General features: G+C 72.4%; 10 protein-coding genes. 3 read left to right on the forward strand and 7 right to left on the reverse strand.

The window, feature by feature from the left end; translation table 11 throughout:
* Window positions 1–48: 48 nt before the first annotated feature.
* From EV562_RS11740 to EV562_RS11755, 4 genes are read right to left on the reverse strand one after another with little or no spacing between them, the layout of a single operon-like run.
* On the reverse strand, window positions 49–2,463 hold the full coding sequence (locus EV562_RS11740; RefSeq protein WP_133886708.1) for a glycoside hydrolase family 3 N-terminal domain-containing protein: 2,415 nt from the start codon (window positions 2,461–2,463) through the stop codon (window positions 49–51).
* On the reverse strand, window positions 2,460–3,278 hold the full coding sequence (locus tag EV562_RS11745; RefSeq protein ID WP_133886709.1) for a carbohydrate ABC transporter permease: 819 nt from the start codon (window positions 3,276–3,278) through the stop codon (window positions 2,460–2,462). The genes EV562_RS11740 and EV562_RS11745 overlap by 4 nt, the downstream gene beginning before the upstream one ends.
* Window positions 3,275–4,231 carry a sugar ABC transporter permease gene (locus EV562_RS11750; RefSeq protein WP_133886710.1) on the reverse strand — a complete coding sequence of 319 codons (957 nt, stop codon included), beginning with the start codon at window positions 4,229–4,231 and terminating at the stop codon, window positions 3,275–3,277. The genes EV562_RS11745 and EV562_RS11750 overlap by 4 nt, the downstream gene beginning before the upstream one ends.
* A 10-nt stretch (window positions 4,232–4,241) precedes the next feature.
* Window positions 4,242–5,546 carry an extracellular solute-binding protein gene (locus EV562_RS11755; RefSeq protein ID WP_133886711.1) on the reverse strand — a complete coding sequence of 435 codons (1,305 nt, stop codon included), beginning with the start codon at window positions 5,544–5,546 and terminating at the stop codon, window positions 4,242–4,244.
* A gap of 138 nt (window positions 5,547–5,684) precedes the next feature.
* Here EV562_RS11755 and EV562_RS11760 point away from each other — a divergent pair, with 138 nt between their 5' ends.
* Complete coding sequence (locus EV562_RS11760) at window positions 5,685–6,734, forward strand: LacI family DNA-binding transcriptional regulator (protein WP_208298335.1); 1,050 nt, start codon at window positions 5,685–5,687, stop codon at window positions 6,732–6,734.
* A gap of 126 nt (window positions 6,735–6,860) precedes the next feature.
* A complete protein-coding gene (locus EV562_RS11765) occupies window positions 6,861–7,745 on the forward strand; it encodes a phosphotransferase (RefSeq protein WP_133886712.1) in 885 nt (294 codons plus the stop codon).
* 103 nt (window positions 7,746–7,848) lie between these two features.
* On the opposite strand, the gene EV562_RS11770 is transcribed toward EV562_RS11765, so the two are convergent.
* Complete coding sequence (locus tag EV562_RS11770) at window positions 7,849–8,874, reverse strand: aldo/keto reductase (RefSeq protein WP_208298336.1); 1,026 nt, start codon at window positions 8,872–8,874, stop codon at window positions 7,849–7,851.
* 281 nt (window positions 8,875–9,155) lie between these two features.
* On the opposite strand from EV562_RS11770, the gene EV562_RS11775 reads away from it, so the two are divergent.
* Window positions 9,156–11,207 (forward strand): NPCBM/NEW2 domain-containing protein, encoded by a 2,052-nt coding sequence (locus EV562_RS11775; RefSeq protein WP_133886713.1) that lies wholly within the window; start codon window positions 9,156–9,158, stop codon window positions 11,205–11,207.
* A 44-nt stretch (window positions 11,208–11,251) separates the two neighbouring features.
* On the opposite strand, the gene EV562_RS11780 is transcribed toward EV562_RS11775, so the two are convergent.
* Both EV562_RS11780 and lnt read right to left on the reverse strand, forming a co-directional pair.
* Window positions 11,252–11,731 (reverse strand): NUDIX domain-containing protein, encoded by a 480-nt coding sequence (locus EV562_RS11780; protein ID WP_133886714.1) that lies wholly within the window; start codon window positions 11,729–11,731, stop codon window positions 11,252–11,254.
* A gap of 68 nt (window positions 11,732–11,799) precedes the next feature.
* On the reverse strand, window positions 11,800–13,413 hold the full coding sequence (gene lnt / locus EV562_RS11785) for an apolipoprotein N-acyltransferase (RefSeq protein ID WP_133886715.1): 1,614 nt from the start codon (window positions 13,411–13,413) through the stop codon (window positions 11,800–11,802).
* Between the last annotated feature and the right edge of the window lie 87 nt (window positions 13,414–13,500).

A 13,500-nucleotide genomic window follows, 5' to 3' on the forward strand; every position in this document is an offset into this window, starting at 1 on the left:
GTGCCGGGGCCGGAGCCCCGGGGCCGCCGCTCGCCGTCCGGCGCAGACTCAGACGCCCTGGGTCTCCTGGGTCTCCAGTGGCTCCTGGGTCTCCAGCGCCTCCTGCGTGAACACGGCGTGCAGGCGCCGCGTGTGGTCGACCTGCCGTTCCGGTCCGGTGAGCGCGACCGTCGCCGTCAGCCGCGTCTCCGTGCTGGACGCGGCGAACCGCAGCTCCAGCTCCCCGGGTTCGACGACGCGGCGGCCGTCGCGGCCGGTGAAGGAGGCGAGGTCGGCGGGTACCTCGACGCGCACCCGGCGGGCCTCGCCCGGGGCCAGCGGCACCCGCGTCCAGCCGACGAGGCGCTGCACCGGCTGCACGACGGAGGCGACCGGGTCGTGCAGGTAGAGCTGCACCACCTCGGTGCCGTGCCGTTCGCCGGTGTTGCGGACGGTGAGTTCCACCGAGAACGCGCCGTCCGTGGGCACCTGCTCCCCGTGCGCCACGAGGTCGCTCCAGGCGAACGCGGTGTACGTGAGCCCGTGCCCGAAGCCGAAGGCGGGTGTCGGGTCGATGTTGGACACCTCGCTGGCCTGGGCGAGCCGCGCCCCGAGGTAGGTGGTCGGCTGGGCGCCCGGGCCGCGGGGCACGCTGACGGGCAGCCTGCCGGAGGGGCTGGTGCGCCCGCTGAGCACGCCGGCGATGGCGGCGGTGCCCTCCTCGCCGGGGAAGAAGGACTGCACGATCGCGGCGGACTCGGTCACCGCCCGGCCCAGCGCGTAGGGCCGCCCGGCGAGCAGAACGGTGACCACGGGGCTGCCGGCGTCGAGGAGCGCGTCGAGGAGCTGCTGCTGGGCGCCGGGCAGGGTGAGGGACTCGGCGTCGCAGCCCTCACCGCTCGTGCCGCGGCCGAACAGGCCGGCCCGGTCACCGAGGACGGCGACGACCACGTCCGCCTCGCGGGCCGCGTCCACCGCCGCCTCGATGCCGGAGAGGTCGCCGTCGTCGACGCCGGTGCCCCGGGCGACGGTGATCTCCGCGTCGGGGAACTCGGCGGTCAGCGTGTCGTGCAGGGTGGGCAGGTCGATGCCGACCGGCACCTGCGGGTGCTGCACGCCGACGTGCCGGGGGAAGGAGTAGCAGCCGAGCACCGCGGTCGCCTCGGTGGCGTTGGGACCGACCAGGGCGATGCGGCGGGGACCGGCGAGCGGCAGGGTGCCGTCGTTGGTGAGCAGCACGACCGCCTTGTCGGCGATCTCCCGGGCCAGTTCCCGGTTCTCGGGCCGGTCCAGGTCGATCCGTCCGCGCAGCGCCTCCGGGTCGTCCAAATCCACCCCGTCGAGCGCGGGCGGGACCGGGCTCCAGTCCGGGTCGAGCAGGCCGAGCTGGGCCTTCTGGCCGAGGACCCGGCGCAGCGCCCGGTCGATGAGCGCCTCGGGCACCCGGCCGTCGGTGACCGCCTCGACGAGCGGGGCACCGAAGGTCTTGACGGTGGGCAGCTCGACGTCCAGGCCCGCGTGCAGGGCGGCCGAGGCGGCGTCGGTCCAGTCGGCGACGACGCCGTGCAGCGTCTTGAGGAAGGCGATGCCGAAGTAGTCGGCGACGACCGTTCCCTCGAAGCCCCAGGTGTCGCGCAGCAGCCCGGTCAGCAGCGTCTCGTCGCCCGCGGCGGGCACGCCGTCGATGTCGGTGTAGGCGGACATCACGGAACGGGGGCCGCCCTCGCGGACGGCCATCTCGAACGGCGGGAGCAGGACGTCGGCCCGCTCGCGGGTGCCCACGGAGGAGGGGGCGAGGTTGCGGCCGGCGCGGGAGGCGGAGTAGCCCACGAAGTGCTTGAGGGTGGCGACGATCCCGGCGGACTCCAGGCCCTGGACGTACGCGGTACCGATGGTGCCGACGAGGTAGGGGTCCTCCCCGATGGTCTCCTCGACCCGGCCCCAGCGGGCGTCGCGGACCACGTCGAGGACGGGCGCGAGGCCCTGGTGGATGCCGAGGGAGCGCATGTCGCGGCCGATGGCGGCGGCCATCCGGCGCACCACGTCCGGGTCGAAGGTGGCGCCCCAGGACAGGGGGACGGGGTAGGCCGTGGCGCCCCAGGCGGCGAAGCCGGCCAGGCACTCCTCGTGGGCGACGGCGGGGATGCCGAAGCGGCCGGCCGAGGTGATGCGGGCCTGGGTGCGCATGAGGGAGAGCGCGCCGAGCGCGGGGTCGACGGGGACGGTGCCGAAGGGGCGGGTGAGCTGGCCGAGCCCGGCGGGCACGAGCGCGTCGAGGTCGACGGCCTCCTCCATGTCGTGCTGGTGGGGGGCGACTTCACCGCCCTTGTCGGAGGCGCCGACCCACACGCCGTACAGCTGGGCGATCTTCTCCTCGAGGGTCATCGCGGCGACGAGCGCGTCGACTCGGGCGGCGACGGGGCGGGTGGGGTCGTTCCAGAGGGGAATTTCGGGAGTGGTCTCTACAGCCACGTCGGCAGTCACTTTCCTCCGACACCCATCAGCCCCTGGACCAGGGCGCGACGGGCGAACAGGTAGACGAGCAGGATGGGCACCATGGACAGCACCACGGCTCCCAGCAGACCGGGGATGTCGATCCCGTGCGCGGTCTGGAAGTTGTACAGACCCAGGGTGACCACCTTGGTGGACTCGGACTGGGTCAGGACCAGCGGGAACAGGAAGCCGTTCCACGCCTGGAGTGCGGAGAACACCACGATCGTGGAGAGTCCGCCGCGGGACAGCGGGACGACGAGCTGGAAGAACATGCGCCGCGGACTGGCGCCGTCCATCGCCATGGCCTCGTACAGCTCCGAGGAGATGTCACGCATCGCGCCGCTGAGGATCAGCGCGGACATCGGCAGGCAGAAGGCGGCCGTCGGCAGGATGACGCCGAGCAGGTTGTCGTACAGCCCCGCTTCGCTGATCAGGTAGAACATCGGCACGATCACGGCCTGGGCCGGGATGGCCAGGCCGAGCAGGAACAGCCGGAAGATCGCCGACGTGGCCCTGCCGCGGCTGCGGACGATCGCGTAGGCGAGCGGCGGGACCAGCAGCAGCACGATGCCGATCACGCAGGCGGTGACGACGAGCGTGTTGAGGAAGTACTGGCCGAAGCCCGAGTCGAAGGCACCGGTGAAGTTGTCCAGCGTGAAGCTGTCCGGGAACGAGACCGGGCCGTTCTCGGCGTAGTCCTGGCGGGTCCGCAGGGTCGCGGCGAGCATCACGTACAGCGGCAGCCCGACCAGGACGAGCCAGACGAGCGAGCCGACGCCGGCCACGTAGTTGGGTCGGCGTCTCATGACACACCCTCCATGGAGCTGCGCATCTTGTCGTAGCCGGAGACCCGGACGACGACCAGCGAGATGACGGTGGCGGCGACGACCAGGGCGAGGGCGATCGCGGAGCCGGTGCCGTAGTCGAAGCCCTTGAACGCCTTGTCGTACATGTAGTAGGCGCTGATGGTGGTGTCCGTGCCGGGGCCGCCCTGGGTCAGGATGAGGACGGTCTCGAAGGTGGTCAGTCCGCCGACGATCATCAGGATCATCGAGGTGATCATCGAGGTCCGCAGCTGCGGCAGGGTGATGTGGAAGAACTGCCGGTAGCGGCCCGCCCCGTCGATCTCCGCCGCCTGGTACAGCACCTGCGGGACGGAGCGGGCGGCGCCCTGGTAGATCAGCGTGTGGAACGGGGTGAACTGCCAGGTGCTGACGAAGGCCAGCACGCCGATGGCGGTGCTCTGCTCGCCGAACAGGTTGCCGTCGCCGAAGAGCCACGTGGCCTCGGCGGGGATGCCGAAGTTCGGGTCGAGCAGCGCCCGCCACAGCACGGACACGGCCGTCGCGGACAGCAGCAGCGGGATGAAGTAGATGACGGACAGGACGGCGCGGTTGCGCTGGTGGCCGGCGGCCCAGACGCCGAGCAGGATGCTCAGCGGAGTCTGCAGGACCACGCCGAGCGCGGTCAGCAGCAGGGTCAGCCAGATGCTCTTGAGCATCACCGGGTCGTCGATGAGGCGCGACCAGTTGTCCGTGCCGACGAACTCGGGCGAGCTGATGCCGTCCCAGCTCATGAAGGACAGCACCGCCACCATGATCAGCGGGACGATCGCGAAGAGGAAGAAGAACACTGCGGCGGGCACCGCCCAGCCGAAGCCGGGGCGGCCCACCGTCGTCGCGGACGAGGCGGGCGGCCGCCGCCGGGACTCCTTGCGGGGTCCGGCGGCGGGCCGTGCGCTCGTGAGGTCTGTGGTCATGAGCCGTTCGTCACTCGGTCGGGAGGGCCTGCATGGCCTTGATGAAGCCGTCCGCGTCGAGCTGTCCGTTGAAGAACTGCTGGATGGCCTTGTGCATGTCCGAGCTGGCCTTCTGCGGGTACGCCTGGTCCCAGGACAGCTGGAAGGACGGGGCGTCGGAGACCAGGTCGTACTGGAAGCGCGAGTACTCGGGGGTGCCGGAACCGTCGATGAACTTGTCGGTGTTCGTCGTCGTCGGCAGGTTGCCGATGTCGAGCTGCGCCTTGACGAAGTCGTCGGAGTACATGAGCTTCAGGAACTCGGCGACCGCCTCGGGGTGCTTGGTCTTCTTCATCACCGAGTAGTAGTTGTTGGTGTTGCCCGCCACGTCGGCCGGGTCGCCCTTGCCGCCCGCGACGGTCGGGAAAGCGGTGTAGCCGAGGTCCTTCTCGGCGAACTCCTTGTGGTCCGTGAGCTGCTGGGAGTAGTACCAGGAACCCATCAGCTCGAAGCCGGCCTTGCCTGAGGCCACCAGCTGGACCGAGCCGCCGTTGGTGTACTTGACGGAGTCGTAGTTCTTGCCGAAGGCCCCGGAGTCGACCAGCTCCTTGATCATGTCCAGGGCCTTCTTGCTCTCCGCGCTCTCCCAGGCGCTCTTGTCGCCGCCGACGGCCTTCGCGAACAGCTCCGGTCCGGCTATGCGGTCGTAGAGGTACTGGAACCACATCTGGGTGGGCCAGACGTCGCCGCCACCGAGCGCGATCGGCGTGACGCCCGCGTCCTTGAGCTTGCCCACCGCGTCGAGCAGCTCGTCCCAGGTCTTCGGCGGCTGGACGCCCGCGTCGTCGAGGACCTTCTTGTTGTGGAACAGCAGCACCGGCTGGGTACCGCGCATCGGGACGCCGTACGGCTTGCCGTCGACGACGGCGCTCTCGAAGACGGACGGCAGGAACTTCTTCTCCAGGTCCGGGTTCTTCTTGATGAAGTCGTCCAGCGGGAGGAGCAGGTCCGCCTTGACGAACGGCTTGATGCTGCCGCCGCCCCAGTTGAAGAAGACGTCCGGAGCCTGCGGGGTGTTGATGATCGTCTGCAGCTTGGTCTGGTAGTCGGCACCGGGGATGGTGTCGAGCACCGCCTTGACGTCGGACGTCTCGTTGAAGGTCTTGACGATCTGCTCTTCGACCTTGTTGCTGGCGTCCCCGTAGACCAGGACATGGATCTTGCCGTCGTCCGACGACGCCCCGCCGTTCCCGTCACCGCAGGCCGACAGGCTCAGCGCCAGGGCGAGCGTCGCGCCGGTGGCGACCAGTCTGGGCAAGCGCGCACGTGTCTTCATCGTTCGCCTTTCGAAAGTTTCGGCACCATCACCGAAAGTCCATGCTGGTCGGACAGTAAAGTGAGACCGGATTTCCGGTCAATGGCCGTGCGGCTGCCGTCTCAAAACGTTATCGACCGCATGCCCTATCCTTCGAGCATGCACGAGGAAGTTGAGGTGAGCGCCAGGGTGACCCTGGCCGAGGTGGCGAAAGAGGCGGGGGTCTCGCCCCCGACAGTTTCGAAGGTCCTCAACGGTCGTTCGGATGTCTCCCGCTCCACCCGGGCCAAGGTGGAGCGGCTCCTCGAGGTGCACGGTTACCGGCGCCGGAGCGCGACCCCGCCGCGTTCGCCGCTGGTCGAACTCGTCTTCCACGAACTGGACAGCGTCTGGGCGATGGAGCTGGTCCGGGGCGTGGAGGAGGTCGCCAAGGCCCATCGGACCGAGGTCGTGCTCACCCGCAGCGGCACCCGGCACGCTCCCGCGCCGGACTGGATCGAGGGGGTGCTCGGGCGCAGGCCGCTCGGTGTCGTGCTGGTCTTCTCCTCGCTCCCCGCGGAGGTCAAGCACCGGCTGCGGTCCTGGGACATCCCCTTCGTCATCGTCGACCCGGCCGGCGACCCCGACCCCGACGTCCCGTCCGTCGGCTCCGCCAACTGGGCCGGGGGTTTGGCGGCCACCCGCCACCTCACCGACCACGGGCACCGGCGCGTCGCGATCATCACCGGGTTCGAGGACATGCTGTGCTCGCTGGCCCGCCTCGACGGCTACCGCTCGGCGATGACCATGGCGGGCCTGCCCATCGACCCCGCCCTGGTCCGCTACGGCGACTACAGCGTGGAGAGCGGCTTCGAGCACGGCATGGACCTGCTCGCCGGGCCCGAGCGGCCGACGGCGGTCTTCGCGGGCAGCGACCTCCAGGCCCTCGGCGTGCTGGAGGCGGCCCGGGTCAGGGGACTGAGGGTCCCTCAGGACCTCTCGGTCGTCGGCTACGACGACGTGCCGCTCGCCCAGTGGTCGAGCCCGCCGCTGACCACCGTGCACCAACCGCTGCGGCACATGGCCGAGGAAGCCACCCGCATGCTCTTCCAGCGGGAGGACCCCCGCGGGGCCGGCCGGCGCATCGAGCTGGCGACCCATCTCGTGGTACGGCAGAGCACCGCGCCGCCGGGCGGCGCGGCGGCGGCACCCGGCGGCGCGGTGGCGTGACGGACCGCCCGGCGGCGCGGTGGCGTGACGGACCGCCCGGCGTACACTTCGTCGACGTCACGGGCCTCGCCGGCGGCCTTCCCGACGCACTGCCCGACGACCGCAGAGAGCACGGAGGAGCAGCGTATGGAGCCGTCCGAACTGCGTCGCGCGGTCGCGGCAGGACGAGCGACCGCCACGGCGCTGGGTCTTCGGGCCGAGGACGTGAGCGTGGTCCACGACTCGGACCGTGTCGCGCTGCGCCTGCTCCCCTGCGACGTGCTCGCCAGGGTCGCGCCCGCGGCACAGCGGGCCGACTCCGAGTTCGAGGCGGAGGTCGCCCGCCGGCTCGCCGGCGTCGGCGCTCCGGTGGCCGGGCTCGACCCGCGGGTGGAGCCGCGCGTCCACACGCGCGACGGCTTCGCCGTCTCCCTGTGGACCTACTACGAGCCGGTGGGTCCGGAGGTCGCACCGGCTGCCTACGCGGACACGCTGACGCGGCACCACGCTGCCCTGCGCCGGATCGATCTGCGCGCACCCCACTTCACCGATCGGGTGGCCGCGGCGCTCAAGCAGGTGGGTGACCGGGAGCGCTCGCCGGAACTCTCCTACGAGGACCGGGAGTTCCTCAGCGGCACGCTCGGTGGACTGCGCGCCTCGCTCGGTGCCGACCGCTCCCGCGATCAACTGCTGCACGGCGAGCCCCACCCGGGCAATCTCCTGAACACGAGGCGGGGGCCGCTCTTCGTGGACCTCGCCACCTGCTGCCGCGGACCGGTCGAGTTCGACCTCGCCCATGCGCCCGAAGCGGTGGCGGAGCACTGCCCGGAGGCAGACCCCGGGATCCTCCTCCGGTGCCGCGCCCTGAACTGGGCACTGTTCTCGGCCTGGCGCTGGCGCCGGGGCGACCAGATGCCCGACCGGGACCACTGGCGGACGGAAGGGCTCGCCCGGGTCCGTGCGGCACTCGACCGCTGCGGACCGGACCGAGCCGCACCACCACCGCCACGTGCGCACCGCCGGGCCCAGTGACCGCCGGGCACGTCACGCGCGGCCCGGAACGCCGGTCGTCCCGCTGCCCGGAGGGCGGGGCCCACCGGTGCTCCGGCTGGGCGTCACCCGGTACGGGTGCCGGTCATCCGGCGGATCCGGGAGTGGGGGCGCCGGGCGGCAGCAGGTCCCGCTCGCGCAACGCCTGCCACACGGCCCCCGGCACGGGCCCGCGGTACTGCGCGGCCGCGTCACCGGCCTCGGCGGCCGAGCGGGCGCCGACGAGGACGGCCGCGACCGCCGGGTGCCCGAAGGGGAAGCGGAGGGCCGCGGCCCGCAGCGGCACGCCGAGTGCCTCGGTGGCGTCGCGCATGCGCAGGGCGCGGCGCAGGAGTCGGCCGGGCGCCGCCGTGTAGTCGTACGTGGCGCCGGGCGCGGGAGCCGCCAGCAGGCCGGAGTTGAACACTCCCCCGACGATCACGCTCTTGCCGGCGGCTTCCGCTCCGGGCAGCAGGTCCTGGAGCGCGCTCTGATCGAGCAGCGTGTAGCGCCCGGCGCAGAGCACCGCGTCGACGTCGGTGTCCGTGACGAAGCGGGCCAGCATCCGGGTCTGGTTCATCCCGGCGCCGATGGCCCGGACGACGCCTTGGGTGCGGAGGTCCTCCAGCGCCGGGTAGGCCTCGTCGAAGGCCTGCCGCTCGTGGCCGTCGGGGTCGTGGAGCAGCACGAGGTCCACGCGGTCGAGACCGAGTCGGGTCAGGCTGGCCTCCAGGGAGCGGCGTACTCCGTCGGCGCTGAAGTCCCAGCGGCGCCGGTGGGTGGCGGGTACGGCGAATCCGTCGGCCAGGTCGTCGCCACCGCCGTCGTACGGTTCGAGCAGGCGGCCCACCTTGGTGGACAGGGTGTAGGAGTCCCGCGGCCTGGTCCGCAGGGCCGCGCCCAGTCGGCGTTCCGACAGGCCCAGGCCGTAGTGCGGGGCGGTGTCGAAGTAGCGGATGCCCGCGTCCCAGGCAGCCTCCACGGTCGCCGCCGCCTGTTCCTCCCCCACCTCCTCGTAGAGTCCGGCGACGGCGGCGGCACCGAAGCCGAGGGCGGTGACGGGTACGCCGCTGCGCCCGAGGGTGCGCACCGGCAGTGCGGCGGGTGCGCCGCCGGTGCCTTCCGTCGCCATCCCCGCCCCTTCGGTCGCGGTCCGTGAGTCCCCGCGCCCGCTTCCCGAAGCCTGGCGCCCGGCGGTCACGGCGCCTCGGACCCCGCGGGGCTCTCGGCCCGATGCTCGGGGAGGACGGAGCACCGCGTCAAGATCCGCGCACCGCGGCGTCCGGGAGAGAGCACAGAATCCACCATGAACGCCCTCTTTCCCTCAGACCTCAACGCCCCTACTGTGAGCGCGCGTTGACGATGCGTGTCTCCCCGCGCACCGCTTCCGACGAACAGCGGAGGAGTGGAACGATGCGTCACCTTGCCATGCGTGAACCGCGCATCACCGGCCGCAGAGCCCTGGCCGCGGTGGCCGCCGGGCTGATCGCCGCCGCGGGCCTGGGGGTGAACGCACAGGCCGCGCCCGCGGCCCCGGCCCCGGTGCCCGCGAGGCCCGCGGCGGCCCCCGGTCACCAGGGACTGGCCCTCACCCCGCCGATGGGCTTCAACAACTGGAACTCCACGCACTGCCGCGACGAGTTCGACGAGTCGATGGTCAAGGGCATCGCCGACCTCTTCGTGGAACGCGGCCTGAAGGACGCCGGCTACGAGTACGTCAACCTGGACGACTGCTGGGCGCTGCCGGAACGCGACGCCGACGGCCGCTTGGTGCCCGACCCCAAGCGCTTCCCGAACGGCATCGGGGCCGTCGCCGACTACGTCCACTCCAAGGGCCTGAAGTTCGGCATCTACACCAGCGCCGGCACCAAGACGTGCAGCGACATCGGCTTCCCCGGCGCCCTCGGCCACGAGTACGGCGACGCGCGGCAGTTCGCCGACTGGGGCGTCGACTACCTCAAGTACGACAACTGCAACAACCAGGGTGTCGACGCGAAGCAGCGCTACACCACCATGCGGGACGCGCTCGCGGCGACCGGCCGGCCGATCGTCTACAGCATCTGCGAGTGGGGACAGAACAAGCCGTGGGAGTGGGCCGGCGAGCTGGGCCAGCTCTGGCGCACCACCGGTGACATCAGCGACAGCTGGAGCTCGATGTCCTCGATCATGAAGGCGAACCTCGCGCTCGCCCCGTACGCGCACCCCGGCGGATGGAACGACCCCGACATGCTGGAGGTCGGCAACGGGGGCATGACGGACACCGAGTACCGCACGCACTTCTCCATGTGGTCGGTCATGGCGGCACCGCTGCTGATCGGCTCCGACCTGCGCACGGCGCCCGAGTCGGCGTTCGACATCCTCACCAACGACGAGGTGATCGCCGTCGACCAGGACCCGCTGGGCAGGCAGGGCGAGGTCGTCTCCTCGGAGGGCGGCCGGTGGGTCGTGTCGAAGGAGCTGGCGGACGGCGGCCGCGCGGTCGCGCTGTTCAACGAGGGCTCCCGCGCGCAGCGGATCGAGACGACCGCGCGGGCCGTCGGCCTGCCGCAGGCGCGCGGGTACGCGATGCGTGACCTGTGGAAGCACAGTGACGCCGGCACGACGGGCACGATCGCCGCGACCGTCCCCGCGCACGGCACGGTGCTGGTGCGGGTGGCGGCCGACAGGAAGTGGGCCCAGTACCCGCCCGCCGTGGACGTGAGCGCGGACGGTGACACGGTGACCGAGGCCGGGCGCACCGAGCGGATCACCTCCAGGGTCACCGACCTGGGCGGCAGCGCGGCCCACTCGGTGCGGGTCGCCCTGACCGGTCCCGAGGGCTGGCGCGTCACCCCCAGGTCCGCCACGTCGGCGCGTGCTCTCGAGCCGGGCGGGACCCTGGCGACGGACTGGGACGTCACGGTGCCCGAGGGCACCTCCGCGGGTGACCGGGACCTGACGCTCACGGCGAGACACCGCACGCGTTCCGGCGCCTGGGTCACCTCGGCGGTGCCGGTGACGGTGCGCGTCGGCGTGCCGCTGCCCGCGGGCCGGACCGCCCTGTCGGACGCCGGTCCGCTCAGCTCCTCCAACGGCTGGGGACCCGTCGAGCGGGACCGGAGCGTGGGCGAGAGCCAGGCCGGCGACGGCGGGCCGATCACCGTGGGCGGCCGGGAGTTCGCCAAGGGCCTCGGCGTCCACGCGCCGAGCAGCGTGGAGTACTACCTCGGCGGCGCGTGCAGCGAGGTCACCGCGCAGGTCGGTGTGGACGACGAGTCGGGCGACCGGGGCAGCGTGGCCTTCGAGGTCTGGGCCGACGGGACCAGGGCCGCGTCGACGGGCACGGTGACCCACGCCGATCCGGCGCTCGCCGTCCTCGCCGACGTCTCCGGGGCGGACGTGGTCCGCCTGGTGGTCACGGACGCCGGGGACGGCGTCGACTACGACCACGCGGACTGGGCGGACCTGCGCGTCACCTGCGTCTGAGCAGCCGGCGCGGGGCGTCGCCCCATGCGGGCGCGCCCCGTGCCTCAGAGGGAAGCGGCGGGGTCGAACCACGCGGGGGCGTCGGACAGGGCCTGCTTGACCCGGGCGTGTCCGAACTCTTTGATGTCCGGCAGCGCGTCCACCGCGAACCAGCCGACCTCCAGCGACTCGTCGTCGTTGACCCGGGCCTCGCCGCCGACGGCCCGGCAGCGGAAGGTGATGTCCATGAACTGGCACACGTCGCCGTTGTCGTAGGTGACCGGCTTCAGTGCCTGGACGAGGACCAGCCGCTCGACGACGCACCGGACGGCGGTCTCCTCCTCGACCTCGCGCACGGCGCAGGCGGCGGGCTGCTCGCCCGGCTCCGGGATGCCTCCGATCAGGGACCAGCGCCCGTTGTCGGACCGGCGGCCGAGCAGCACCCTGCCCTCGTCGTCGAAGACGACGGCGGTGACTCCGGGGAGCCACAGGAGCTGGTGCCCGGCCGAGGCGCGCAGGTCGCGGATGAAATCGGGAGTAGTCATGGGCCCGACCCTAACGGGATGCCCCGGCCGCTCCCGCCGGTGCCGCGGGGCGTGCGGCGGGCGTACCGCTACACGGTGCGGGCGCGTCGGCCGCGCACACCGGCGCCGACGGCCCAGCCGATCCCGCCGGCCGCGAGCAGCACCAGGGCGATCTCGGGTGCGATGCCGACCCGGGTGGCGGGCGTCTCGGAGGAGCGCAGGGGCACCTCCTGGACCAGGGAGTCCGCCACGAACATGCCGGTCTTCCGGGTGACCCTGCCGTCCGGCATGATGATCGCGCTGACGCCGCTGGTCACCGGGACGGTGACGGTCCGGCTGTGCTCGACCGCGCGGATCCGGGACATGGCGAGCTGCTGGTAGGTCATCTCGCTGCGGTCGAAGGTGGCGTTGTTGCTGGGCACGGAGATCATCCGGGCGCCGTCGGTGACCTCGGAGCGCACGGCCCAGTCGAAGGCCGCCTCGTAGCAGGTCACCAGGCCGACCTTGGTGCCGGCCATGGTGAACACGCCGGGCTCGGTGCCCCGGCTGAAGTCCCGGCTGACCATGGTGGTCCACGTCTCGTTGATCGCCCCGATGAGCGAGCGCAGCGGCAGGTACTCGCCGAAGGGCTGGATCTGCCGCTTGTCGTAGGTGTCGACGGGGCCCTTGTCCGGGTCCCACAGGATCTGCTCGTTGAGCAGCTTGCCGTCGCGGTCCACGACGCCGCCGACCGAGATGGGCGCGCCGATCGCCTTGGCGGCCCGGTCGATGATCGCGCGGGCGTCGGCGTTGGCGAAGGGGTCGATGTCCGAGGAGTTCTCCGGCCAGAGCACGAAGTCGGGGCGGGCCGCCTTCCCCGCCTCCACGTCGGCGGCCAGACGCAGGGTTTCCCGCGCGTGGTAGTCGAGTACGGCACGGCGCTGGGCGTTGAAGCCGAGGCCCGCGCGCGGCACGTTGCCCTGGATCACGGCGACGGTGGCGGTGCCGTCCTCCGCCTTGTCGCTGACCAGCGGCCGGGCGGCCACGGCCGCCACGACGGGTACGGCCATGCCGAGCAGCGCCACCGCCGCGGCACCGCGTCGTACCTCGTCCCCGCGGCGGGCCCGGACGGCCAGGCGCACGGCCTCGCCGAGACCGAAACCGCACAGGACGACCGCGAAGCCGAGTACCGGTGTGCCGCCGAGCGCGGCGAGCGGCAGGAAGACGCCGTCCGCCTGACCGAACGCGATCTTGCCCCAGGGGAAGCCCTCGAACGGAGCACGCGCGCGTGCCGCCTCCCCCGCGGTCCACAGTGCCGCCGCCCACACCGGCCATCCCGGCAGCTTCGACACCGCGGCCACGCCCGCGCCGACCGCCGCGACGAAGAGCGCCTCGATCGCGACCAGGGCGAGCCAGGGGCCGGGGCCGACCTCCACACCGGTCCACACCAGCAGGGGCAGCAGGAAACCGAGCCCGAAGAGGTAGCCGAGGCCCAGGCCGGCCTTCCAGCCGCGGCCGCCCAGCAGCAGGCCGAGGGCGGCGAAGGCGGGCAGCGCGAGCCACCACAGGGTGCGCGGCGGGAAGCTGACGTAGAGCAGCACCCCGGAGAGTGCGGCGACGGCGGCCGGCAGGAGGCGCAGGAGGCGCGCGACGGCCCGGGAGGCGGGCGTGGTCTGCGGCTGCGTGCGGTCCGACTCGCCGACGGAGGTTGCGGTGGCTGTCACCCCCCGGAGTGTACGGCGGGTGCGCGGGCCCCGGACAGGACGGTCCGGGGAGGTCGCGGGCTGTGGACCGCCGGTGCCGCGGCGTCC

It is taken from the genome of Streptomyces sp. BK208, assembly GCF_004364245.1.
GTDB lineage: Bacteria > Actinomycetota > Actinomycetes > Streptomycetales > Streptomycetaceae > Streptomyces.